The organism is Acinetobacter johnsonii CIP 64.6 (assembly GCF_000368045.1).
In the GTDB taxonomy this organism is placed as follows: Bacteria; Pseudomonadota; Gammaproteobacteria; order Pseudomonadales; family Moraxellaceae; genus Acinetobacter; species Acinetobacter johnsonii.
In genome coordinates this window covers 54,026-79,006 of sequence record NZ_KB849238.1, presented here as the reverse complement: position 1 = coordinate 79,006, position 24,981 = coordinate 54,026, and the positions used below count along the sequence as shown (strand labels likewise).

Annotated in this window: 22 protein-coding genes and 1 tRNA gene; 13 read left to right on the top strand and 10 right to left on the bottom strand. The window is 39.8% G+C overall.

What is annotated here, in order from left to right:
- The first annotated feature begins 80 nt into the window (after nt 1–80).
- Both F986_RS17355 and F986_RS17350 read left to right on the top strand, forming a co-directional pair.
- A complete protein-coding gene (locus F986_RS17355) occupies nt 81–302 on the top strand; it encodes a hypothetical protein (protein ID WP_004697724.1) in 222 nt (73 codons plus the stop codon).
- A 5-nt stretch (nt 303–307) separates the two neighbouring features.
- Complete coding sequence (locus F986_RS17350) at nt 308–1,180, top strand: lysophospholipid acyltransferase family protein (RefSeq protein WP_004697722.1); 873 nt, start codon at nt 308–310, stop codon at nt 1,178–1,180.
- Nucleotides 1,181–1,201: 21 nt separating this feature from the next.
- Here F986_RS17350 and F986_RS17345 read toward each other — a convergent pair whose 3' ends face one another.
- Nucleotides 1,202–2,038 carry a glycosyltransferase family 25 protein gene (locus F986_RS17345; protein WP_004697721.1) on the bottom strand — a complete coding sequence of 279 codons (837 nt, stop codon included), beginning with the start codon at nt 2,036–2,038 and terminating at the stop codon, nt 1,202–1,204.
- 159 nt (nt 2,039–2,197) lie between these two features.
- Between F986_RS17345 and F986_RS17340 the strand changes: the two genes are divergently transcribed.
- The 3 genes from F986_RS17340 (at nt 2,198) to F986_RS17330 (ending at nt 6,117) form a co-directional block, all read left to right on the top strand.
- A complete protein-coding gene (locus F986_RS17340) occupies nt 2,198–3,106 on the top strand; it encodes a glycosyltransferase family protein (RefSeq protein WP_004697719.1) in 909 nt (302 codons plus the stop codon).
- Nucleotides 3,107–3,166: 60 nt separating this feature from the next.
- Nucleotides 3,167–4,114 carry a hypothetical protein gene (locus F986_RS17335; protein WP_004697717.1) on the top strand — a complete coding sequence of 316 codons (948 nt, stop codon included), beginning with the start codon at nt 3,167–3,169 and terminating at the stop codon, nt 4,112–4,114.
- Nucleotides 4,115–4,188: 74 nt separating this feature from the next.
- Entirely contained in the window at nt 4,189–6,117 is a 1,929-nt protein-coding gene (locus F986_RS17330; protein ID WP_026056437.1) for an acyltransferase family protein, read from the top strand.
- Nucleotides 6,118–6,120: 3 nt separating this feature from the next.
- On the opposite strand, the gene F986_RS17325 is transcribed toward F986_RS17330, so the two are convergent.
- The 4 genes from F986_RS17325 to F986_RS17310 are packed head-to-tail and all read right to left on the bottom strand — an operon-like array spanning nt 6,121 to nt 9,649.
- Nucleotides 6,121–7,032: a glycosyltransferase family 32 protein gene (locus F986_RS17325; protein ID WP_004697714.1), complete on the bottom strand. Its 912-nt coding sequence runs from the start codon at nt 7,030–7,032 to the stop codon at nt 6,121–6,123.
- 54 nt (nt 7,033–7,086) lie between these two features.
- Nucleotides 7,087–7,845: a glycosyltransferase family 25 protein gene (locus F986_RS17320; RefSeq protein ID WP_004697713.1), complete on the bottom strand. Its 759-nt coding sequence runs from the start codon at nt 7,843–7,845 to the stop codon at nt 7,087–7,089.
- A 14-nt stretch (nt 7,846–7,859) separates the two neighbouring features.
- Nucleotides 7,860–8,843: a Stealth CR1 domain-containing protein gene (locus tag F986_RS17315; protein ID WP_004697711.1), complete on the bottom strand. Its 984-nt coding sequence runs from the start codon at nt 8,841–8,843 to the stop codon at nt 7,860–7,862.
- A 35-nt stretch (nt 8,844–8,878) separates the two neighbouring features.
- A complete protein-coding gene (locus tag F986_RS17310) occupies nt 8,879–9,649 on the bottom strand; it encodes a hypothetical protein (RefSeq protein ID WP_004697709.1) in 771 nt (256 codons plus the stop codon).
- 174 nt (nt 9,650–9,823) lie between these two features.
- Between F986_RS17310 and F986_RS17305 the strand changes: the two genes are divergently transcribed.
- Complete coding sequence (locus F986_RS17305) at nt 9,824–10,993, top strand: nucleotide sugar dehydrogenase (RefSeq protein WP_004697708.1); 1,170 nt, start codon at nt 9,824–9,826, stop codon at nt 10,991–10,993.
- A gap of 53 nt (nt 10,994–11,046) precedes the next feature.
- Here F986_RS17305 and F986_RS17300 read toward each other — a convergent pair whose 3' ends face one another.
- The 4 genes from F986_RS17300 to F986_RS17285 form a co-directional block, all read right to left on the bottom strand.
- Nucleotides 11,047–11,973 (bottom strand): branched-chain amino acid transaminase, encoded by a 927-nt coding sequence (locus F986_RS17300; protein ID WP_004697706.1) that lies wholly within the window; start codon nt 11,971–11,973, stop codon nt 11,047–11,049.
- 33 nt (nt 11,974–12,006) lie between these two features.
- A complete protein-coding gene (glnE, locus tag F986_RS17295; RefSeq protein WP_004697704.1) occupies nt 12,007–14,751 on the bottom strand; it encodes a bifunctional [glutamate--ammonia ligase]-adenylyl-L-tyrosine phosphorylase/[glutamate--ammonia-ligase] adenylyltransferase in 2,745 nt (914 codons plus the stop codon).
- 81 nt (nt 14,752–14,832) lie between these two features.
- Nucleotides 14,833–16,101 (bottom strand): sensor histidine kinase, encoded by a 1,269-nt coding sequence (locus tag F986_RS17290; protein WP_004697703.1) that lies wholly within the window; start codon nt 16,099–16,101, stop codon nt 14,833–14,835.
- Nucleotides 16,102–16,461: 360 nt separating this feature from the next.
- Nucleotides 16,462–16,548: transfer RNA gene (locus F986_RS17285), tRNA-Leu, on the bottom strand.
- Between the two features lie 184 nt (nt 16,549–16,732).
- On the opposite strand from F986_RS17285, the gene queA reads away from it, so the two are divergent.
- The 7 genes from queA to secF all read left to right on the top strand — a co-directional run bounded on the left by queA (nt 16,733) and on the right by secF (nt 24,225).
- Nucleotides 16,733–17,773 carry a tRNA preQ1(34) S-adenosylmethionine ribosyltransferase-isomerase QueA gene (gene queA / locus F986_RS17280; protein ID WP_004697701.1) on the top strand — a complete coding sequence of 347 codons (1,041 nt, stop codon included), beginning with the start codon at nt 16,733–16,735 and terminating at the stop codon, nt 17,771–17,773.
- 9 nt (nt 17,774–17,782) lie between these two features.
- Nucleotides 17,783–18,811 (top strand): hypothetical protein, encoded by a 1,029-nt coding sequence (locus tag F986_RS17275; RefSeq protein WP_004697698.1) that lies wholly within the window; start codon nt 17,783–17,785, stop codon nt 18,809–18,811.
- A 25-nt stretch (nt 18,812–18,836) separates the two neighbouring features.
- Nucleotides 18,837–19,406, top strand: a complete 570-nt coding sequence (locus F986_RS17270; protein WP_004697696.1) for a LemA family protein — start codon at nt 18,837–18,839, stop codon at nt 19,404–19,406.
- Between the two features lie 314 nt (nt 19,407–19,720).
- Nucleotides 19,721–20,851, top strand: a complete 1,131-nt coding sequence (gene tgt / locus F986_RS17265; RefSeq protein ID WP_004697695.1) for a tRNA guanosine(34) transglycosylase Tgt — start codon at nt 19,721–19,723, stop codon at nt 20,849–20,851.
- Between the two features lie 104 nt (nt 20,852–20,955).
- Nucleotides 20,956–21,285: a preprotein translocase subunit YajC gene (gene yajC / locus F986_RS17260; protein WP_004697692.1), complete on the top strand. Its 330-nt coding sequence runs from the start codon at nt 20,956–20,958 to the stop codon at nt 21,283–21,285.
- 55 nt (nt 21,286–21,340) lie between these two features.
- On the top strand, nt 21,341–23,242 hold the full coding sequence (secD, locus tag F986_RS17255) for a protein translocase subunit SecD (RefSeq protein ID WP_004697691.1): 1,902 nt from the start codon (nt 21,341–21,343) through the stop codon (nt 23,240–23,242).
- A gap of 8 nt (nt 23,243–23,250) precedes the next feature.
- A complete protein-coding gene (gene secF, locus F986_RS17250) occupies nt 23,251–24,225 on the top strand; it encodes a protein translocase subunit SecF (RefSeq protein WP_005401700.1) in 975 nt (324 codons plus the stop codon).
- Nucleotides 24,226–24,256: 31 nt separating this feature from the next.
- Here secF and F986_RS17245 read toward each other — a convergent pair whose 3' ends face one another.
- Entirely contained in the window at nt 24,257–24,931 is a 675-nt protein-coding gene (locus F986_RS17245) for a 4'-phosphopantetheinyl transferase family protein (RefSeq protein ID WP_026056436.1), read from the bottom strand.
- Nucleotides 24,932–24,981: the final 50 nt, after the last annotated feature.

Here is a 24,981-nt window from a genome sequence, read left to right as displayed (position 1 = left end):
AGAATATTTTTATTCATTTGAGATCAATTCTCAGCAGTGGCATAATGGCGCACTGTTTTAGATAAGTTGTGAGCAACCAAATGGCTATGCGTCCTGAAGTCCGTCGTCGTGGTATTGTGCTAATTGTTTTTGCAATCGTACAATGGTTTTTCATGCGCTATATTCTAGACAATCAATTATTTAATTTAACCACCTATGACCGTATTGTCTTTTTCTGTGTAAGTAGCTTGGCAGGTGCTTTTGTCATTTTTGTCGGTTTGATTTATATGGTCTTAAAAGGCAATGCTGATACGCAAGACTAAGCCAGATGTCGTTTTATATTATGCTGCTTCGCCTATTGCCTTTGGCTTTTTTGCGCAGCCTTGCAAAAGTAGCAGCGTATTTGATCAATCAAAACCCGAACAAAAGTATGCTGTGGAAAACCCGCGTGAATTTGGGTTTAGCCTATCCACAGCTTAGCGCAACACAACAAGAACAACTCGCCAGTGAAAGCGTGCAAAAGCAATGCTTAAGCTATATCGAGTCGGCGAAGTGTTGGGCGATGCCACCTGAATGGAGCATTGCGCAGATTCAGAAAGTTCATCACTTAGAGGTATTTACCGAAGCGCTAAAAGACCCCAAAGGTGCGCTGATTATTGTTCCCCACTTGGGAACTTGGGAAATGATGAATGCATGGATTCATCAATATGGCATTCCCACCATTATGTATAAACCCATGAAAAATGAAGATTTTAACGCTTTTGCCTTACAGGCTCGACAAAGATTAAATGCGACCTTGGTTGCGACCGATGCCAATGGTGTAAAAACACTGTTCAAAAATCTAAAACAAGGTGGTTTTAGCATTATTTTGCCCGACCATGTGCCACAGCCTTCTGGTGGCGTGGTGGTTCCCTTTTTTGGTATTCCTTGTTTAACCAGTACGCTCGCCAGTAAAATGGCACAAAAAACCCAATGTCGTTTAGTCGGCTTAAGTTGCTTCCGCAGTGCAGATGGTGAAGGCTTTGAAGTGTATTGTGATGATCTTAACGATCCACAACTATGTGATGCTGACCTAGACGTGGCGACTGCTGCGCTGAATAAAGCCGTTGAGGCAATGATTAACCGTTTCCCTGCTGAATATATGTGGGGTTATAAAAGATTTAGAGGCGATAAAATCGCAGGAAATCACTACAATAAATAAAAGCAAAACTATTCATTGAAATTATTTAAATTTTATACGAACCACACGTTCACCCTGTATACGAACCACACGTTCACCCTGTAATAGAACAGCTAACTCTTTCACAATTTTTACAGTTTGCGTACCCAAACGTAGAAACTCTCTTTTAGCTTTATCTAAAAGGCTAAGTTTAACTTTGGTTTTATCCTCACCTTTGCGTAAGTTGCGTTCCTGTTCAAGAAAACTAGGAAACTTATCATGACTTTTAGTCAATCTATGATCTTGGATACAAATTGCAGGTAACATCTGGAAGATATCTTGTGGATTACTCTGTAAATAATCATTAAAAACAATATGATCAACAGGAATCAAGACTTCATATTGCTTTAATAAAGCCAATAAGTTTCTAGCACTTTCATTTGAGAGAATGTAACCACCACATCCCATATGTTTCGCTTTTAACAGTGCAAGTTTGCGCTTAGAGTTGATTAAAGGCTTGTAATTTAAAGCCACGATGATTTTTGGATAGAATGCTTCCAATTTTACAATTTTACATTCAGCTGGAATCCATTTATCACTGGTTAAAAAGCTGGTAGATTTTCTACCAAGGTGAATATCATCTTCAAAAATTGCAATATATGGTAAATTCTCATCCACAGCTTTTTTCCACAAAACTGCATGGCTCAATAAGCAAGCTATCTCACATTTTCTGAGCTCTGTTTTCGAAATATCAACACCTAGATCCTCAACTGCCTGTGCCATGGTCTCAGGAGTAATGGCATCAAAAAACTCGAAATCGACCTTTTCTTTAGCAAACTCCGAACTTATATGCGCTCGTCGAAGAGTCGCGCTAGACAAACTAATAACAAAATTTCTCATAAACTAAGGCTAAATTTATTCTTAAATTCAATAATAACAATTTTCTATAAAATTAAACTAGACATTATTTGAATTTATTTTAACAAAGGGTTTTGTATTATTTGCTTTCAGATTATACTTATCAAACTGCTTGCTATCTTCTGCGTGACGAGAATCAGAATGCCCAAAGAAACAATTAAAATTTTTGTTGGCTGTGATCCAAATAACTGTGATTTAGAACAAATGATGGTGCTTGATTATAGCATCCGTAAAAATACACAGCACCCAATTGAAATTACATGGATGCAGTTGAGCCATGATCCTACTAGTCCGTGGTATAGCAATCAAGAAACGCATGAAGGATGGCATACTGAGAAATGGGCAACCCCATTTTCTGGTTTCCGTTGGGCAATTCCTGAATCATCCAACTTTGAAGGGCGTTCGATCTATATGGATGCTGATGTCATCGTTTTATGTGATATCGCAGAGTTATGGTCGCATCCGATGAAAGATGATGCAATCGTCATCGCCAAAGGTGGCAAAAGTTCAGCTCGTTTATGTACTTGTGTTTGGGATTGTAAAAAAGCTAAACAATATTTACCTTCACTTAAAACGTTGCAATCGGATCCAGATGGTCACAAGAAGTTAATGCAACTAATCAAAGACCAACCTCATTTAGTCCAAAACTACAATAATTCATATAACTGTATTGATGGTGAAGGCTTAAAAATAGAAGACATCAAAATTCTACATTACTCCGACATGGGTACTCAGTTTAGCCATAAATACTCGTTACCGCGCCTAGAAAAAAACAATCAAAAACATTGGTTTGATGGAAAAATCATGCCTCATCCAAGACAAGACTTAGTTGAGTTATTTGATCAATATTATCAAGAAGCATTGGATAATGGTTATAAACCTGAAGACTATTTAGTAAAAGCTTATGGTCCATTTCAAAAAGCGACTCAAATCAATTATCAAGGCAATAAAGTTACACGCCCTGTCAAAGGGACAACTTGGCTTACAGCTAGCATCAAAGCCATAAAATCAAAGTTTAGTAAAAAACCTAATTTTACTTTAGATGACTAAAATTGGTAGCAGGCTACGTTGTATCCTGTTTCATATTTTCTTACATAGAATTTGATCTTTATGTCTCAACCAATAATCTCAGCCCAACGTTTTTTTTCAAATTATATCCTTAGAAATCTGTATAAATTTATTTACAAGTATAGTCATCCAAAATCATATAAACACAATCGTCGCTATTGGCCATACTATCAAGTAGAACGTAGTCCCGATGGTGATTTGCAAAAAATTTATTTTAAAAAACAACTTATTGTCGATAATTCCCAATTAAATTTTAGTCCCAATCGAAAATGTATGCTAATTGCAACAGGTCCATCTGTGCATCAACTAGAAACGTCATATTTACAGCGATCGGATATTGATTATATTGGTGTAAATGGTGCAATTGCCTTAAGTGGTGTCAAATTTAAATATTATGTGATCATTGATCACAATTTCACCAACAATCGTTTTGATCTAATTGAAAATGTACTTAAAACTTCCTTTTGTACACTATTTACAACACCACGTTGTTTAGACCTGATTTTAAGAAAAATAAAATTAGAAAATATTCTTTGCGACATTAAAGTTGTTGAGCCTATAACTGAAGGTGAAATTGAGCGATTTTTAGGTGAGCGGATACGCGTGACTGAAACTCCAAATTATTTTCATATCTATGACCGCTTAGGGTTTTCTAGTCACATTTTTAATGCTGTTTTTGACTATTTTACAGTGGCTTATGTTGCACTTCAAATCACTTATCATTTGAAATATAAAGACATTTATATTGCAGGTTTGGATATGAATAATTTTTCCCAACCCAGATTCTATGAAAATAAAGAAAATAAACAACCCACTATGTTGAATCAGTATTTAGATGTAACATTGCCTGCATTCGATGCCGCTGCCCGCTTTCTAAAATCTCAGCAAATAAATGTCTATAATTTATCTCAGAACAGTGCAGTAAAAGCTTTTGAAAAAATACCTCCTGAACAATTACAAAATACTCTATTGACACAAAGTGGTGAGTAGAACTTACAATTCACCTGTAATTTCCTTCCATCCTTATGTGAACGCTCAAGTCTTTCTGTAGTCATCCCAAATATATGAATAATCATCAATTTAGAACTGATATTAATGGACTTCGAGCATATGCTGTAGTTTTTGTTGTTCTTTTCCATTTCAATGTATTCGGTTTCTCTGCTGGGTACTTGGGCGTTGATGTTTTCTTCGTGATATCAGGCTATCTGATGACAAAAATCATTGTGGAAAAGCTTGAACACAATAATTTTTCTTTTGTTGATTTTTACTTATCTCGAATTATTCGTATTTATCCCGCACTATTATTCTTAGTCTTAGTTTTAACGGCTTTGGGGCTATTTGTGTTTATCCCAGAAGATCTAAAAAACTTTGCTAAAGATGCGAGATACAGTCTCACTTTCTTATCAAATAATCTCTTCTATGAACAATCAGGAGACTATTTTGCAACTAGTTCACATGATAAAGCATTACTGCATACCTGGTCTTTAGCTGTTGAATGGCAGTTCTACATCCTTTTTCCCATCATTTTGTACACATTTAAAAAGCTTACAAAACAAACTAAATATATAGGCATATTACTTCTAATATTATTTTCTTGCTCATTTTTGTTGTCTGTAAAACTTACACCAGAAAATCCGATATATGCTTTCTTTAAACTCTCAACACGTGCATGGGAGTTAATTGCAGGTGGACTGGTGTACTTTTATTTTAACCAATATTCTTTATCATCGATTAAGCAAAAAATTATTGAATATACAGGTTTTGGACTTTTAGCGCTAAGCTTGATTTTTTTAACCAAAGATACGCCTTGGCCTGGTTATGCTGCATCCCTTCCTGTTTTGGGTACAGTTTTAATTCTAATCGCCTACCGTCAAAACTCTATACTAACGAAACCCAAGTTTATACAGAGTTTAGGCAGTGCTTCATATTCTATTTATTTGTGGCATTGGCCGATCTCATTTTTATTGAGCTATTTCCTAATTCAAAAAAATATTATCAATATCAGTTTTGCTCTTTTATTATCTTTTATTTTAGGATGGTTGAGTTACAAACATATTGAACCCTGTCGTATTCATCTGAATAAAATCAATAAAAAGTATGTTTATCTACTTTTTATCTTAAGTATTGCGATTCTCTATCCATTTTATAAGTTTCTAGGTAAGGATGGGTTAGAAAATCGAGCCGATGCAGAATACCTAAAGCGTATTGAGAAAATACAGATGCCTATGGTCTCGAATGGTTGGTGTTTCTATAACATTAAAGATGATCATAGTCTGACTGTTGGAGAAAATGGATTAAAATGTCATATAGCATCTAACTCAACAAATGCTAAATCAGCTCTTTTGTTTGGAGATTCATTTGCAGGTCACAATATTCCATTTTGGGATCATCTAGGCAAAAAGCTAAACTTGAACATCCATACGATCAGTACGAATTGGTGCTATCCAAGTCTTGATAAAGAATTTACAGGTGACAAGTCATCTACCGCTTATCAGCAGTGCTTAATCAACCGAAACTATCTGAAGAATCATATAGCTCAGTATGACGTTCTTATTTTTGCTGGTCGTTGGACTGATATTGTTCGTCAAAATCAGCAGAATTCATTTAGTGAGCTACTCAAAGTTGCACAAATGAATAATAAGAAAGTGATTGTAATGTCTGAACCATATACTTTTGATCAAAACATCAGCTCAATTTTCAAACGTGCAATATGGTTAGAGCGAGACTTTAATCTAAATGAGTATATGAACAATCCACTCGCTACAAAGCAAAAATATGCAACGAGTGTGATTAATAAAATCGTTTCAGAACATCCGAATACACTCTTGTTAAGCCAAGCAGATCTATTTAAATCAGATCATATGGCAACCAAAAACACACCGTATTCATTTGATGGACGTCATATCTCAATTGTTGGGTCATTAGCATCTGAACAATACTTTGAAACACGACCAAAATTTAAAGTATTAGAAAACTTTATTGCTAAAAAGTAGTGATTAGATATCAATAAACGAGTCGTTAAAATACATTTTTTTACTGTAATAACGACTTAATATTCCCCTTTCTTTTCCTGCCAGTTTGATCAGCTTAGGCTTTTCAACTGGCGGATAATTGAGGGCAAGATCAATCAACACTTTTTCTTTCATCCATTTATTTTTTACTTGATAGAAAAAAGCATTCCGATCACAGTTAATCAAGGTCATACTCGGTAAAGTTGTACGCATAATTTTTTGGCAGGCAACATAAGCAACCAAATATTCTAAACGGCCTATCTCTTGAAAATAGTCCTGATAATTTTCGTTATTTTCTTTAATCTGCTGAATATAAACCTTTGGTGTTAATTCTATAGCTTTTAATAACTCCTCAAACCAAGACTTAAAAAACATATTTTTGGCAGAACTTGCCAATAACCAATTCTCTAAAACAGGAAAGTCTGGGCAAGTCGTATTTTTCTTTCGATAATAGGCAAAACTGTTAGTTTGATGTTGAGTAACTAACCTTTCAATCCAATCTAGATTTTCATAAACAATTGTACTGGCATCTAACCATATCCCACCGTGTTGATAAATTAATTCAAATCGAATGAGATCAGCTTTCTGTTGTGGTGTCGCATGCTTTAAACGACCATAATCAATATCACAAAACTCTTTGACATTATTAGGTGTTAGAAAGTTTACAACATAGTTTGGATTGTTCTTTTTTATATTATCAACGCACTTCTGCACAAACTCAGGGAGTGAGCCTTCCCAATACATCCAGATAATTTTGGGAATAACTGCATTTTTCTGACCAGGATTGAGAACGATCAGGTCCGCGTAGTTATCTATTGACTCATTGATTTCTCTTTTTTGGTTTGAATACATTGTATAAAATTTCAAAAGATAGAAGAGCTTCTTAAAAAACTTCATAAAATGTACTCAACAAAATAAAGAAAATTATTTATTACAGTCTATAACTAGGACTCAAGACATTAAATGTTTAATTGCATAAAAGCGATCACGCCACATACGCTTCTGTTTCTTAAATCCATGAGAAGCACTTCGATTCTCAAGTTGCTTCCGTTTGATACCTTGAGCAGCAACAGTACCTAAAATATCACTATCCAGACCTGCTGGCTGCACAAATGGCTGCCAAACGCCAAGCCCTTTTCCTGTTTTACTTAACCAACTTTGGAAGAAAATATCGACTGGAACGGTCATGATTTTACCCAGTTGTACAAACTGTTCAGCTCCTTTTCGAGACCAAACCAAGCCTACACCACGTATTGGGAAATAATATGCATGCCACAAGGTATAATGATCAAACTCAACAATGTCTTTTGCTAATTTTTTCTTTTTAGCAGCAATATTGACGGTATACCAATCCAACTCTTTATGTTGATCTAAATAACTTAATAAAGATTCAAGCTTCTGTTTAAAGTTAGGCAACACTTCAATGTCATCTTCTAAGACAACTAAATAATCGGCATCCGTTTCTAGAAATTTTTCAGCACAACCGTAGTGACTTAGATAACAACCCAACTCAGAATTCATTAAACTACGCCCTAATATTTTCTGAGCAGCAAGATCATCGTAGTTTTCAAATTCAGATAAGGCTTTACCTCGCCCATCATAAGCAGAGAATCGGCTAAAATCCCATCCCGCTTGATTGAGCTGAGCTGTCGCACTTGCTAAACGTTGATCACTGCCGTCTAAATTAATAAGATAAGTCACAACTTTCATTTGCTTTCCTTCGTTTAGACCACAGTAGTCGGTTGAATTTGGCTGGGTAAAAACCCTGTAAATTTTTGAATCAGTGCGGCTCGGATGCGTCCTTCAGCTAATGATTCCAATTGATCTAGACTTTGTATACAGCCAAATTTAATCTCAGAATTAGATAAAGCTAATATAAATTTTTCCAAATCACGACCATCTTTTAAATAAGCAATATCAATATCATCTTTTAAAATGGCTTGATCAGATTGAATTGCTAAATGATTAGACAATCCCACTGGTAACAGTTGATCAATGTTCCTAAATTTGAACTGAATTTGCTGCTCTAAAAGCTCTTTATTATTCTTAAAGTAAGTACTGAGCAAATCACGACTGAGAATATGAGGGCGATGATGAATTTCGTAATATCTAGTCATTCCCACACGATCTGCACTCAGCATTTGAGCCGTTGAATATTTCGCTTCAGCTACCATTCCAAAATTCTGCTGTAAGAATTTTCGGAAAATATATTTCATTTTCTTGATGAGTGTTGCTTGCCAATGTCCATATATCACCATCTGACCATCAATAAGAAAATCACTTAAATCAGACTGTTGATTGAAAAAGAAATCATCATTCAGATAAATAAAATGATTTGAAATCCCTTTAATATTCCACAACATACTTTCAATACTTAATGAATTGAAAGTAGGTAAATACTGTTGGTAATTTCTAAATATTTCTTGATGATCAACCACTTGAATTTGACCAGAGCGACATAGCCCCTGCGCTTCAAACTCCCCAACAAAACTCGGCTGTTGGTGATCAGTTATAATGTAAATCGTTCCACAATACGGAACATATTTCAGAATTGAAGCAATCGAAAAATAGATTTCATCATTATGGGCAAATCGAGTGTCTTCCGCTGCACCTTTTACAACATTTTCAGGTTGAAATTGTTGACGTTTCAATCGATGATTTTCATCACTTCCATCAACCCAAGCAATAACAAAATCTAGTTTTTTCATAATTTTCTAATCAAAAGTAAACCAACATTGGGTTTTTAATGCCAAGCCTCTTTAATCCAATCTGATGGCAAGACGTAACGATACCACTTGCCACCACCACCATTTACTGCATCAGGTGGATTAATTTCCCCATGGAAAACAATAATTTTTGCACCTTCGGGTTTTACGGGTGCTTTAAAGTACGCCAAAGGTACTTTTTGCAAGCAATGATACTTATAACTTTTACACCAACTGTCAGGCCAGTAAGAGAGCTTTTTCTCTTGATCGACATACCAAGACAAATAAGCTTGCTCATTACGGAACTTTTGACGAATTTCATCAAAATGCTCACGGAAATAGGGCATCAATCCTGGAAAAGCACCCAACTTAAAACGGTAAACTGAACTATTTCCCGTAATACGCCAAGGGCGCTTCCAGTCATGAATAATCAGAAAATCCCCAGAATGGGTAAAGAAACTATCGATGTTATCAACAATCACTACATCTAAGTCTAAAAAGAGCGCATTGCCTTTTAAACCATAAAGATCTGGCTCAAACGTAGACAATTTATTCCAGCCACGTTCAGGGCTTCCCTCTGGAAGTGCTAATGGAGGAATAGGAAAACACTGTACCGCAGGATCAATGCCATCGGTACGGTCCGTTAAACACACCATTTTAAAGTCAACGGTAGTGTGGCGTTTTACCATGTTATACAAACGATTAACGTAGTCCGAACCATATTTGGTCCCCCACTTCATACACAGCACAATATTCTGATTTTGTTGCTCTGTCGTATTTAAAACGTCATCATTTTCATGTAAAGACATGCTTGAAACTACCGATCTACATAGTATTTTGCATCATAACATAGTCTCGGTTTGATTAAAGATTAGAGCCATAAAATCCCAAGTAATTACACGGTAATTAAACTGAAATGTATTGTTCATTTACATGACATCTTGTTCCTGCACCGTAATAAAAAATAATTCAGAATCAACAGAATGAAAATTACAGTGGTCGGTTTAGGCTATGTTGGACTCTCTAATGCTTTGATTTTAGCGCAGCAGCACTGTGTCACTGCATTTGATCTCGATGAAAATCGTATTCATCAGTTAAATCAAAGAATCTCCCCAATTCAAGATAAAGACATCTCATTATTCCTAGAAAATGACAAGCTTCATTTTAAAGCAACATCAAATAAAATAGACAGTTACATCAATGCTGAGGTTATTCTCATTGCAACGCCCACCAATTACGACACCATTACCAATCAATTTGATACTTCAAGTGTGGAGCAAGTCATTCACGACATCCAACACACCAACCCGCTTGCGACCATAATCATTAAATCAACAGTGCCTGTCGGTTTTACACAAAGAATGCGACTGCGATTTAACACAAACAATATTATTTTTTCACCAGAATTCTTACGTGAGGGCAAAGCACTTCAGGATAATCTTTACCCTTCTCGAATTATTATAGGAGAGCAATCGGAACGTGCTGAAACATTGGCACAACTCTTTCTTAATAGTGCTATTAAAAAAGACTGCCCTGTACTATTTACTCACTCGACTGAAGCAGAGGCTATCAAATTATTTGCCAATACTTATCTCGCCATGCGTGTCGCTTATTTCAATGAACTTGACACCTATGCCCAGTCCTTCGGTCTGGATACCCGTCAAATTATTGAAGGCGTATGTTTAGATCAACGCATTGGCAATCATTATAACAACCCATCGTTTGGCTATGGTGGCTATTGTCTCCCTAAAGACACTAAACAACTTTTAGCAAATTATGAGCAAGTCCCAAGTAACTTAATTCAAGCGGTTGTAGATGCAAATAGGACCCGTAAGGATTTCATTGCTGAAACGATTATTCATAAAAATCCCAAAGTGGTTGGTATCTACCGGTTGGTCATGAAATCAGGATCTGATAATTTCCGCTCATCCGCAATTTTAGGGATTATGCGCCGAATTAAGGCGCAAGGCATTAAGGTGATTATTTACGAGCCAAATATTTCAGAAAAAAAATTTGCTAATAGTAAAGTTATTCGCGATCTAAAAAAATTTAAGCAAGTAGCTGACTTAATTATTAGCAATCGTCAAACATCAGAACTAAATGACGTCCAAAATAAACTCTACACTCGCGATATTTTCGGTATCGATGACTAAACTACAGAGCAACAAAAAAGGGCTCCAAAGAGCCCTTTTTTTCATCGAACCACTTATTTTACATAAGTCAACCAGTGTGCGTATTTCGGGTCTTTACCCTTAACCGCATTAAAGAATGTGGTTTGAATTTGTTCAGTGATTGGACCACGCGTACCTGAACCAATTTCACGGTCATCATATTCACGAATAGGCGTCACTTCGGCAGCTGTACCTGTAAAGAATGCTTCATCTGCAATGTAGAATTCATCACGTGTAATACGACGCTCAACCACCTCATATCCCAAGTCTTTTGCGATGGTAATAATGGTTTGACGCGTAATACCATCAAGTGCACCACCTGCAATGTCAGGTGTATGTAAAACACCATCTTTCACCAAGAATACGTTTTCACCAGAACCTTGGCATACATAACCTTGAGGGTCGAGCAACATTGCTTCGTCATAACCTGAATGTGCCACCTCTTGGTGAGCTAAAATCGACAAGGTATAGTTACCTGACGCTTTCGCTTTACACATCGTCACGTTTGGATGATGGTGAGTAAATGATGAGGTCTTCACACGAATACCTTTCGCCATTGCTTCATCACCGAGGTATGCACCCCAGCTCCATGCCGCTACTACTGCATGAATCGTATTGTCTGTTGCAGCAATACCTAATTTTTCCGAACCAATAAAAATAATTGGGCGCAAGTAGCAAGACGCTAATTTATTTTCACGAACCACATCAATTTGAGCTTGCTCTAATGTTGCTTGATCAAATGGGACTTTCATTTGATAAATTTTTGCAGAATTCAATAAACGCTTAGTGTGTTCTTTTAGACGGAAAATAGCCGTGCCATTCGGTGTTTCATAGGCACGGACACCTTCAAACACACCCATGCTGTAGTGCAAGGTATGTGTTAATACGTGAGTTTTTGCCTCACGCCAGTCAACCAATTGTCCATCTTGCCAAATAAAACCATCACGATCAGCCAAATTCATGACACACACTCCAAATTTATATACACAGTCATGTTACCCAATGCTCACGATTGAGCTTGGATCAATTAATCTTTGCCATAATTTGCAAACGATCACTCGGGTATCGCGCCAGTCCGCAGCATTTACTTGCATGGATTGATTCGCAAGGGCTAAACGGTGGCTCTCGGCTCGTTCACTGAGATAAGCTTGAATCAATGCAGTCGCATCGTCACTGGATAAGCAACTGGCTTTTGCGGCGTCTTCAAGGATTCGTACATTGTCGGAATAATGGGCAAGATCTGGATGAGATCCGCTCCATGCCAACACAGCATACTGTGCCATAAATTCGATATCGACGATACCACCTGCGTCTTGTTTTAAATGAAAAATTCCATCTTTTTGTTGCTCTTTAGAAGAACCCAAATGGTCTTTCATTTTTTGACGCATCTTCAGCACTTCTGCGCGTACATTTTCTTCATCACGTGGCTGCGTCAAAATCCGACAGCGCAATGCTTCAAACTTATCACGCAAACTTGACTCACCCGCAATCGAGCGAGCACGTACCAATGCTTGATGCTCCCAGACCCATGCATTTTTCAACTGATATTGCTCAAAGGCTTTTAAACTGGTGACCAAGACCCCCGCTTCACCCGATGGGCGTAAGCGCGTATCGATTTCATAAACCCGACCATCGAGGGTCTGCGTAGTCATCAACGACATAAATTTCTGCGCAACACGCATTGCAAACTCGAACCCACTGATCGACTTCAGCCCATCTGTATCGGCTTGCTCATTCATATAATGAATAAAGACCAGATCTAAGTCCGAGCCATAACCCAACTCAATCCCGCCAACTTTTCCATACCCCACCACAGCAAATGCCAAATGATCGATCGAACAGCGCTGTCCTTCAACATCGAGCGGATAACCATGTTTCTTTGCCGTCATTTGGTAAGCCAAATTTAAAGTTGTACTGACCGAAACTTCTGCAATATCGGTCAAAGCATCGGATACTTTCATCAACGGACTTTCAGCCAAAACATCACTGGCTGCAACTGCCAAAACATTGGATTTTTTAAATAGGCGCAGCACACGCATCAAATCTTCAACGTCATCAAGCTCAATACGAAGCAACTGTTGACGCAGAGAATCTTCCAAATCTTGACGGCGCGGCAGCTCAAAGTCCATTGACAAAAATTCATCCAAGAGCACTGGATAATGGGTCAACTCTTCACAAATCCATGGACTTACGGTTGCCATTTTCACTAAGCGCTGTAAAGCCCCTTTACTCTCAATCAACATGACCAAATATACGGTGCGTCGCATCACCGACTCAACCAAGGGCATGAGGCGAAGCAGCGCGGCTTGCGGCTTATCTGACTGTAAAATCGCTTCAATCAAATGCGGCCAAAACATTTTTAAACGCTGCACCGCTTTTGCAGGCAGCTTTTTTAGCGCATGACCATTCCAAAATTCATGAATGAGGTTTTTTGCATTCGCATCCAACACCTCATTTAACCGCGCTTCTAACTGACTAAAACTTTCTACGAAAGGGTCATGCTCTTTTTCTTTAATTAAATGCTCAAACTGGTAAATAACTTTGACGCGCTTTTGGTTTAAGTGCTCAATAAATGCATCCCAACTGACAAAACCCAAGGTATCAATCATCCTTTGTCTGAGTTCTGGTTCTGTGGGCAAAGACTGGGTCTGTTGATCATTTAAGGCTTGAATTGCATGCTCTACACGGCGCAGAAATAAATAAGCATCTTCCAGCTCACTGACCGCCTGACCATCCAGCAAACCCACTTCACCCAAATGATGTAAGCTCACTAAACATTGACGGTCTTGTAATTCTAATTTTGCCCCGCCATAAATTAGCTGAAAAACTTGCACAATAAATTCGACTTCACGAATACCGCCCGCACCTAACTTAATATCATCTTCGATATTGCGGCGTAATACCTCGCGCTCAATCATGGCTTTCATTTCGCGCATAGCTTCAAAAGCGGTGTAATCGACATACTTACGGAACACGAAAGGACGAGTCATGTCCAACAACTCATCTCCCTCTTTGCCCCCTGCCACAATCCGAGCTTTAATCCACGCATAGCGCTCCCACTCGCGCCCATGTTGGCTTAAATACTTCTCCAGTGCCGCATGACTAATGGCCAATGCAGAACCATCGCCCCAAGGGCGCAAGCGCATATCCACACGGAAGACAAAACCATCAGCCGTGATATGGTCCAACAAGTAAATGAGCTTCTGCCCCCACAAAATGCAAAACTGTTGTACGTCGATGCATTTACGACCATCAGTTTCACCTTGCTCATCAAAAGCAAAAATCAAGTCGATATCACTGGAGAGATTCAGCTCTTGTGCACCGAGCTTCCCCATCGCAACCACAATTAAATCTTGAATTTTATGGTTATAACCCACAGGCTGACCATGTTTAGCCACCAATGGCGCTAAGGCAAACGCTTTTGCCACACAAATGGCTGCATCGGCAAAATCAGATAACTCCCGCGTTAGCGTCATCACATCGATCAGTTGATTGGCATCCTGCCAAATCCAGCGAAACATTAAACGCGCACGTAAAATTCGGATGGTGCGCATCCATGTGGTTTCATCACTGATCTCTTTTAAGGTGTTTTGAACGACATCGAAAATTTGTTCGGTGGTCAATGGCTGAGAAAATTGATCAATTGCATAATCTTGTTCAAGATAAACCTGATGTATAGATAGGACTTGTTCCGCATATTGACTTGCGCGCAATGTCTTTTGCAATTGCTCAGCATTCATGATCGACTCTTTCGCATTGTTTTGGTTATTTATAACAGCAGATCATGAGATTAGGCGAATTATTTTATAAGAAAAGTATGATTATTCACTAAATTCTTGCTGGGATGTCTCGAGTGACAATGCTTGATGTGCGCTGTTCGAACGTGGCAGGCTGACGATAAAAGTTGAACCTACACCTTCTTTTGATGTGACTGAAATTTCACCTTTATTCAAATCAACAAAACGCTTACACAACACCAGACCCAGACCCGTACCTTTCTCCCCAGCTGTCCCCTTAAAACTAACGGTTAGTTTCGGTTCAAACAAAGATTCGATTTGCCCCAATGTCATACCTAGACCCGTATCTTGAATATAGATATCGATAAAATCATCACGTTGTTTGGCATCAATCGTCACAACACCTTCGCCATGCATATGGGTAAATTTCAGCGCATTTGATACCAAGTTTTGGATCACCGAGGTCACCATATTGATATCTGCAAAAATTTTTAAATCATCGGGTACACGGTCAATCAGTTGAATATTTTTATTGATAGCCAACGCATGCAACACATCAAAAACAATTTGAGAGGACTGCTTAAGCTTGTAATGGATGGGGTGATAAACAAAGCGCCCGCCTTCTGCCATCGCCCAATTCAGTAAACTCTCCAACAAGCTATAAGTCGACTGTGCGGTATCATGCAAATAATCTGCAATGCTTTGCACACCAGACTCATCCAAACTTTTGCGCTCTTCAGCCAACACTTCTGAGAAACCAATTAAGCCATGAAAAGGGGCTCTTAAATCATGTGCAATAATTTGGAAAAATTTGGTTTTACTGACATTCATGGCCACCTGTTGTTCATACAACTCTTTGAGCTCCGCATTTTCCATGCGCAAATGCAGCAGATTAAGAAATCCAGAGGCCAGTTCATAAACATTTTCTACAGCATCTTGCGTAAAAGCGTCCAACTGTTCATCAAAGAAAATCACTTGCCCCACGGATTTATCCGATGCCTTTAAATCCAATGCGATGATACGGCGATGTTCAAAGCCTAGAGCACTCATCTGCTGAGAAAGATGATGATAATGGCGATGCAGGACATCAATCGCGATATCCCCTTCAAAATGAGTAGCAAAATTGGCTTCAGCGGGTAACTGAAAAGCATTGAATGCGTGTTTGCCCGCATACCAACTATAAGGTTCATTGCTAAACGTTAAAATAGCGGCATGTGCACCTAAAATTTTTCGCGCAAATTTGAGAAAGCTCTTAATTTTATTGTCATTACTGTTCACGCCCAACAATAAAGATAAGTGACAAGCACTTAACTGTTCTGTATCAGACCCGACATCTAGCAATTGAATACCCATTTCTGCCTCATCTTTTGTGATTTTTTCGGCACAAACCTATTATTTACTTCTATTTATTAGCAAATTTTCAACATTAAAACAATATAAAAATACAACAATACAAGCGTGGCATTTAACAAAAAAATCAATTATGTCAGACTTTTATCTTGTGACTGGTTTTGCTTTTTGAAAAATCGTTATTTATCAGAATGATTAAAACAAAATTTTGAGTCCATCATATGAGGAAATAATCAACCAAATCCACACCGAACATTGAATTGCTTTAAGCCACCTGTAATGTTTTACGGCGATTTAATTCAAATGTTAAATTTCAGACAATAAAAAACCCAAGACTGAATATGCTTGGGTTTTTTAATATCTTGGTCCCGAGGGTCGGACTCGAACCGACACGTCATCTCTGACAGCGGATTTTGAGTCCGCCGCGTCTACCAATTTCACCACCTCGGGAAGGTGTTGATGCGTATATTAAACTTTTTGGAAAACTTGTCAACGCAAGTTGGTGGTGATTGGCTATTTTTAAGTCATATTTGATTTTTTAGCTTTATATTTGTGCAATTTCAGCGTTTTTCAACAAAAACGCATATACTAAGCGCAATTTTGACCTCCCTTATTTTGACGCTGCTTTCCCATCATGCAACTTTCTGATTTTAATTTCGACCTCCCTGATGAACTCATTGCCCGTTATCCTTTAGATACGCGCAGTGCTTCTCGACTGTTACACCTCGATGCTCAAGGTCAGCATCATGACTTTCAATTCACTGACATTTTAGATTTGCTCGATACCGGTGATTTACTGGTCTTAAATGACACCAAAGTGATGAAAGCACGTCTCAAAGGCAAACGTGCCAGTGGCGGAGCTGTCGAAGTTCTGGTTGAACGCATGCAAGATGCATTTATTGCACACTGTCACATCAAAGCCAGCAACACCCCCAAAGCGGGCGCTGAGCTCTTTATTGGCCCAGATGCCGTTAAAGTCATGGTACTAGGTCGTCATGAAAATTTATTTATTGTGGAGTTTTCCCAGCCTATTTTAACGGTGCTGGATTTATACGGACAACTTCCGATCCCTCCCTACTTCAACCGTGAAGCTGAAGCCATTGATACCGAGCGTTATCAAACGGTATTTAATGATCCAACCAAGTTAGCCAGTGTCGCTGCACCTACTGCAAGTTTACACTTCGACCAAAAGCTGTTGGATCAACTTGAAGCCAAAGGCATTCAAAAAACCTTTGTCACGTTGCACGTGGGTGCTGGTACTTTTCTACCTGTACGTACCGATGATATTGCCAATCACATTATGCACAGTGAGTGGTGTGATGTTCCAGAGCACGCCGTTGAGCTGATTCGCCAAACCAAAGCTCGTGGCAACAAAGTCATTTCTGTTGGGACAACCGCCACACGTGCCGTAGAAAGTGCGGCTCAAGCGCATCAGGGTGAACTCAAAGCTTGGACGGGAGATACTCAAATTTTTATCTATCCAGGTTATGAGTTCAAAGTGGTGGATCGTCTTATCACCAACTTCCATCTGCCTGAATCGACCCTCTTGATGTTGGTTTCAGCGCTGTCAAATCGTGATAATATTTTGGCAGCTTATCAACATGCGGTAGCCAACCAGTATCGCTTCTTTAGTTATGGCGATGCCATGTTAGTCGACCAACTTCAACCCAAATAAGAACCTCACATGCCTATCGACACAATCAAACATTCCATTCATATTCGACGTAAAAAGAATAAAGTTGTGTTTGATAATATCGACAGGCTTTGGGACATCGGCCGAGGGGCCGATTCGGCACAAGACATTCTTGACCGACTGCATCCTTGGAATGCCCCGATTACCCTGAAATTTGAAAATGTGCTGCCTATTCTACTTGGAATAGTCGGCATTTTTTTTATTGTGCCTGTGTTCTTTGTCGGAGAGCACATTTGGACCTTATTTAGCTTTTTATTTGGCTTAGGCTGCCTGCTTTGGGCCTATTTAAGTTATGAGCAAGATGATCCGCTTGAAGAGGTCACCGACTATCTTGAAAAACAAATTATCCATAAAAAATACCAGCTCAACGAGTTTACCCCTCTACAGCAAATTGGCGTGGCCCTACAACCTGCATTTTTTATTGCCCATTTAAAGCAGCTGTTTCCAATTTTTAATCAAGGCACCATCAGCAATGATATTCCTTACTACGCCAGTACCACTTGGCAGGATGAAGCAGGACAACAACATCAGGTTTTGCTGTTTCAATACCACTTTGTCGATGAAATTCGCGTACGTGATAAAGATGGCAATGAGTTAAAAGTGAAAGAAGTGCATAAAGACTTATGGGGATGTTTTGTCTTTGAAGTACCCACGCAAGGACTCGCGATTACCGCATACAATAAAAAATTCTATTATCCTTATAGTTTTCCATGGCATAGCAGTGATATTCAGATTAACCAAAAGCTCAAGTTTTTTGGTACTGACCAGCTGCAGATGGCCAAACTACTCTCCCCTGCATTTGTGCTGCGTACTGCCGATTTTTTCCGTTCTCGTGAAGGCGATTTACTTTTTCATCCTGAAAAAAATATCTTGTGCTATATCAGCCCACAAAACCTGTTTGAAATATCCAGAAAAGCAAAAAAAATCAATGACATTTCGACATTGCGTGGACACTTACGCACTTTTAAATTACCTTATCTAGATCGCTTAGAATCTGATCTAACGCAATTTTTAAAATAATGACATTTTGCCGTTTGAGGACTGTATGGGGCTATTGATTTTCTTCTTGATTATTATTGCAATCGTGTTTGGCATAATCGTCATTCGCAATAATATTGTCAGACACCACAATGCAACCATTCGGGCATGGTCGGATGTAGCAACCTATGAGCGTCAGAAAATAAAAATTCTAGATAGCTTAGAGCCTCTGGTCGAACAATACTCCAGCTTTGAAAAAGGTACTTTGGAAAAAGTTACTGAGCTCCGTCAGAACATTCTCAACCTGAACTTGAACAATACAGATGTCAACCAATTACAGCGCATTGAAGCATTAAACCAAGAGCTAATGCGTAGTCTCAATGTCGTGGTCGAAAACTACCCTGAACTCAAAGCCAATGATATTTATCTAAAGATGATGAATGAAATTGAAGAGCAAAACGAAAATGTCGGTGCCGCGATCAGCATCTTTAACCGCAATGTCGAACTGTTTAACAACCACATTCAAATCTTTCCAAACAACATTGTAAACACCATGACTGTCGGTAAAAAAGCTGTGCGTCCATTCCGTGACGCTGCTGCGCTGCAAAATTTTGATTACCGTCCCAATTTCAACTAAAAAATCGCTTTAACACAAACAACACATCCAAGGCACTCAAAATGAGTGCCTTTTTAACTTCTACGTTCACAACCTCGTCCATGCGATCAACTCTTTTCATCCTAATCACGATTCACTCGCCACCATGACTTAAACTCAAACCGCCCCCCCCCTTACAGCACGCCACCCTGCTCCGAAAAGCTTTGCGTTAAAAGTGTTACAACACTGGTGTTTATTTGCATAATCAAGGAAAATAGCCTCCTTTTAGCGGCGAACTGTTTTTTCGCTCTTGCACTGCAAGCAGAGCAGTGCTTTGCTCTTGTTCAGGATATTTTATGAAGTTTGAAAAATTAGGTCAGTCGGGTCGCGCCCGTCGTGGTCGTTTAACTTTAGAGCATGGTGTGGTTGAAACCCCTGTGTTCATGCCTGTCGGTACTTATGGTACGGTGAAAGGCATGCTCCCGCGTGATATTGAAGACATCAAAGCGCAAATTATTTTAGGTAACACCTTCCATCTTTACCTACGCCCTGGCCTTGAAGTGATTAAAGAGCACGGCGGTCTGCATAAATTCATGAAGTGGGATAAGCCCATTCTAACCGATTCAGGCGGCTTCCAAGTCTTCAGTTTGGGCGCGATGCGTAAAATTAAAGAAGATGGCGTAACGTTCCGCTCTCCAATTGATGGCTCTAAAGTATTTTTGTCTCCTGAAATCTCAATGGACATCCAACATACATTGAACTCAGACATCGTGATGATTTTTGACGAATGTACGCCTTATCCTGCAACGCATGAAGAAGCGCAAAAGTCGCTACAATTGTCATTGCGTTGGGCAAAGCGTTGTAAGACTCAGCACCATGATGTGCTTGAAAATAAAAATGCGCTATTCGGCATTATTCAAGGCGGTATGTATGAAGACTTACGTGATGAGTCTTTAAAAGGCTTGCTTGAAGTTGGTTTTGACGGTTATGCCATTGGTGGTCTGTCCGTCGGTGAACCGAAAGAAGAAATGATCAAAGTGCTGGATTACCTTCCAGAAAAAATGCCGGCAGACAAACCGCGCTACCTGATGGGCGTGGGTAAACCTGAAGACATCGTAGAAGGCATCCGCCGTGGCGTCGATATGTTTGACTGTGTCATGCCTACACGTAATGCCCGAAATGGACATTATTTTGTGACCGACGGTTTAGTGCGTATCCGTAACAGTAAATACCGTCATGATCAAAGTCCGCTTGATCCACACTGTGACTGTTATACCTGTACAAACTTTACTCGCGCGTACTTATTCCATTTGGAAAAATGTGGCGAGATGCTAGGTTCAATGCTCGGTACTATTCATAACTTACGTTACTACCAACGCTTCACTCAAGACATTCGTGATGCATTGGATAATGATCGCTTTGATGCCTTTGTTGAAGATTTTTATGCACGTCGTGGTTTAGAAGTTCCACCTTGCCCCCAAGATTAATTGTTGTGAGCATTTGCGCTTGGTAAAAAGACAAGGTAAATTGCAGAACAAGTCTATTTATGATCAATTCGTTGGTCACCGTTTTTTTAGTTTAGGAATTTGAAATGAGCCTTTTTATTTCTACAGCTCACGCAGCGGGTGAAGCTGCACAACAACCAAGTATGGTCGCAAACTTATTGATGATTGCTGTTTTTATTGCAATCTTCTACTTCTTAATTTGGCGCCCTCAAGCAAAACGTGCTAAAGAGCACCGCTCTTTGGTTGAAAGCCTTGGCGTAGGCAGCGAAGTAGTATTTGCTGGTGGCTTAATGGGTAAAATCACTAAACTCGAAGGTGACTTTGCAGTGGTTGAACTGAGCCGCGGTGTAGACGTAAAAATTCAACGCGCAAGTGTGATTTCAGTTCTTCCTGAAGGCACATTAAATAACCTTTAATCAAAAAAATTAGTCGTGCATCCGCACGACTTTTTTCATTTTAAGAAGAAAACAAATGCGTTACCCAGCATGGAAATATCTACTGATTCTCGTGGTTTTGGTGATCAGTACATTATATGCCCTGCCTAGTTTGTATCCAGATGAGCCTGCGGTTCAAATTTCTGGTGCCAAAGCTGGTACCCAAATTGACCAAAGCATCGTACAAAAAGCAGAGCAGATTTTAAAATCTGAAAGTATCTCAAGCCATGACAACAGTTTTAGCAATAATGCTGCACTGTTACGTCTTGACTCTAGCGAAGCACAATTAAAAGCCAAAGAAGCGTTACGTCGTGGCCTTGGTGATGACTATGTTGTCGCGTTGAACTTGGCACCAACCACGCCAGAGTGGCTACAAAAAATTGGTGCAAAACCAATGAAGCTCGGTCTGGACTTACGTGGTGGTGTTCACTTCTTATTAGAAGTGGATATGGATAAAGCGATTGCTCAGCGCATGGAAACCTCTGCGACTGATTTACGTCGTCAGTTCCGTGACAACAAAATTAAATTTAACAGCCTTGCATTAAACAACAACACCATTACCGTTCAGTTCGCCAACAACGATGATCGCACTGCGGCTCAAGACTACTTACGTAGCAATGGTAATGAGTTTAATCAGCAAGCGTTCGCAACCGCGACAGGTTCAACCTTACGTTTAACCTATACCGATGTTCGCCGCCAAGAAATTCAATCTTATGCCGTGAACCAAAACTTAACCACTTTACGTAACCGTATTAACGAGTTAGGTGTGGCAGAAGCCTTGGTACAAACACAAGGTAGTAACCGCATCGTGGTTGAGCTCCCAGGTGTTCAAGACACTGCTGAGGCAAAACGTGTCTTGGGTCGTACAGCAAACCTAGAGTTTCGTTTGGTCTCTGACCAAAATGACCAAGTGATTGACCCTTATACGGGCAAGAGCAATGGTCAACCGCTTCCACCAGGAACCGAACTTTTTGCATATCAGTCTTTAGACAGCGGACGTGAATTACTTTTAAACCGTAACCGTATTTTAACGGGTGAACGTGTTCAAAACGCATCAAGTGGCTTTAGCCAAGACACTGGCGGTGCTGAGGTAAACATTACCTTAGACACAGCAGGTGGCAAACTGATGGCCGATGCAACCCGTAATGCTGTGGGCAAGCGTATGGCTGTGTTGTTTATTGAAAATAAACAACGTATTAGCTATATCACCGATCCTGCGACTGGTGCTCAAACCGAAGTCCGTACACCTTATGCAGAGTCTGTCGTGATTAACGCTGCAACCATTCAAGCGGTACTCGGCTCTCAATTCCGCATCACGGGTCTAGATTCACCTCAAGAAGCGTCTGAACTTGCACTAATGCTACGTGCTGGTGCACTTGCTGCGCCAATGTACTTTGTTGAAGAACGTGTCGTTGGTCCTAGCCTCGGTCAAGAAAACATTGATAAAGGTGTTTTATCAACGCAAATCGGTTTCTTACTGGTAGCAATCTGGATGGTAGTCTTCTTCCATCTATTTGGTTTAATTGCTAACTTTGCCTTGGTCTTCAACTTAGCCATGATTCTAACCGTCATGTCTTGGATTGGTGCTTCCCTCACCCTGCCGGGTATTGCGGGTATTGTGATTACCATTGGTATGGCGGTCGATGCCAACGTCTTGATCTGTGAGCGAATACGTGAAGAAATGAAGTGGGGAGCATCACCCAAACAAGCCATTGTGGCGGGTTATGACCGTGCTTATAACACCATTTTCGACTCAAACTTAACCACATTCTTGGTTGCGTTTATCCTATTTGCTATCGGTACAGGCCCAATTAAAGGCTTCGCTGTGACCTTAATGATCGGTATTATCTGCTCTATGTTTACTGCTATTACAGTAACACGTGCGATTGTACAGCTCATTTATGGCAAAAAACGTAACTTGAAAAAGTTGAGCATATAAGGAGATCGATGATGACTGATGTGACTCAACAAGATTCAAAAAAATACGGCCGTCCAGATGATGAACGCGTGATTGATTTTATGAAGATTGCGCTGCCTGCAGCCATTCTTTCTATTGTCTTAACCATCGGCAGCCTATTCTTTATTTTCACCAAGGGTCTCAACTTAGGTTTGGACTTTACTGGTGGTATTTCTGCCGAATTGAACTATAGCAAACCAGTGAAGTCAGCCGATGTCTCTGCTGCACTGACCAAAGCTGGCTTTCATGACCCTGTAGTACAAACCATTGGTTCAGATCGTGATTTGATTGTGCGTATGCCTGTACAAGAAGACACAGCGGCAGAAGACTTAACCAAAACCATTACCCAAGCTGTACAGCTACCAGGTAACTCAGCTTCGGTCAACAAGGTTGATGTGGTGGGTGGACAAGTTGGCAATGAACTCTACATTCGTTCAGCGGGTGCTGTGGCTTTAGCGTTACTGCTGATGTTGGTCTACGTAACGATTCGCTTTGAATTCAAACTGGCGATGGGTGCGGTACTGTCTTTGTTCCATGACGTGGTGGTCACCATTGGTATTTTTGCCATGATGCAGTGGCCATTTGACTTAACTGTATTGGCTGCAATTCTGGCTCTGATTGGTTTCTCACTGAATGACAACATTGTCGTTTCGGATCGTATTCGTGAAAACTTCCGTAAGATTCGTGGCGCTTCGCCTTTAGAGATCGTTAACATCGCTTTAACTGAGACCCTACGTCGTACCATTCACACCTCAATGACTTTATTGTTGGTGGTGATCTCGATGATGATCCTCGGTGGTGATGGCCTTAAATGGTTCTCTGTTGCAATGTTTGTGGGCGTCTTTGTGGGTACCTACTCTTCAATCTATATCGGTACAGCTTTTGCTTTATGGCGTGGCTTAAACCGTCAAGACTTCATTGTTCAAGTGAAGCCTGAGTTTGAAGAAGAAAATGAAATTCCATAAATACACACCATAGTGTGAAAAAGAAAGCCTCTCAATCGAGAGGCTTTTTTATGTCGGTGAGAAGGTGTTGTACCAGCTCAATCTGAGGCAATCCATAGCCACGGCAGGACTGTTCTGCCCGCCAAGCCACGGTCAACATCACATCTCCCAACTCAAAATTTTGATAGGCAAAACTCCCAATCAGCGGATGACTACACATGCCGCCATTATGCGTTGGATGTGCTTGAGTGTTCAGTTCATTTAAGTTTAAACGAATGCCTAAACCCGAGGCTTTAAGTACCGCTTCTTTGGTGGTCCAGACCTTAAACCAGTATGCTTTGTCCTGATCAAACTCGTACCACACGCGAAGTTCCTCTACATGAAAAGCATGTTTAGCCAAAGCCTCAAAGCGTACTTTTCGGCTTAATTCTTCCACGTCCACGCCTAGATCTTGCATCCGCTCACTGGTAGCTAAAGCGTAGTAGTTTTGGCTGTGACTATGATTGAAATGAAAAGAAGGCTGATCAAGCAAATAAGGTTTACCTGTCTCACTCTGTGCAATGGAGTGATCATCCACAACCATCTGCCGTTGTTCGGATAAGCATTGATTGCGATATTGATAAATGGCTTGTTTTCGCTGTGCAATTTGCTCAACACGTGACAGGCTGTGATTCATCTGCACAATGTCCTCAATCTTTTTCAGCTCAACACGTATTATCCTTGCCACTTTGTCTTCCTATCATGGTTTCATGCATCATAAAATAAAAAAGCCCAAAG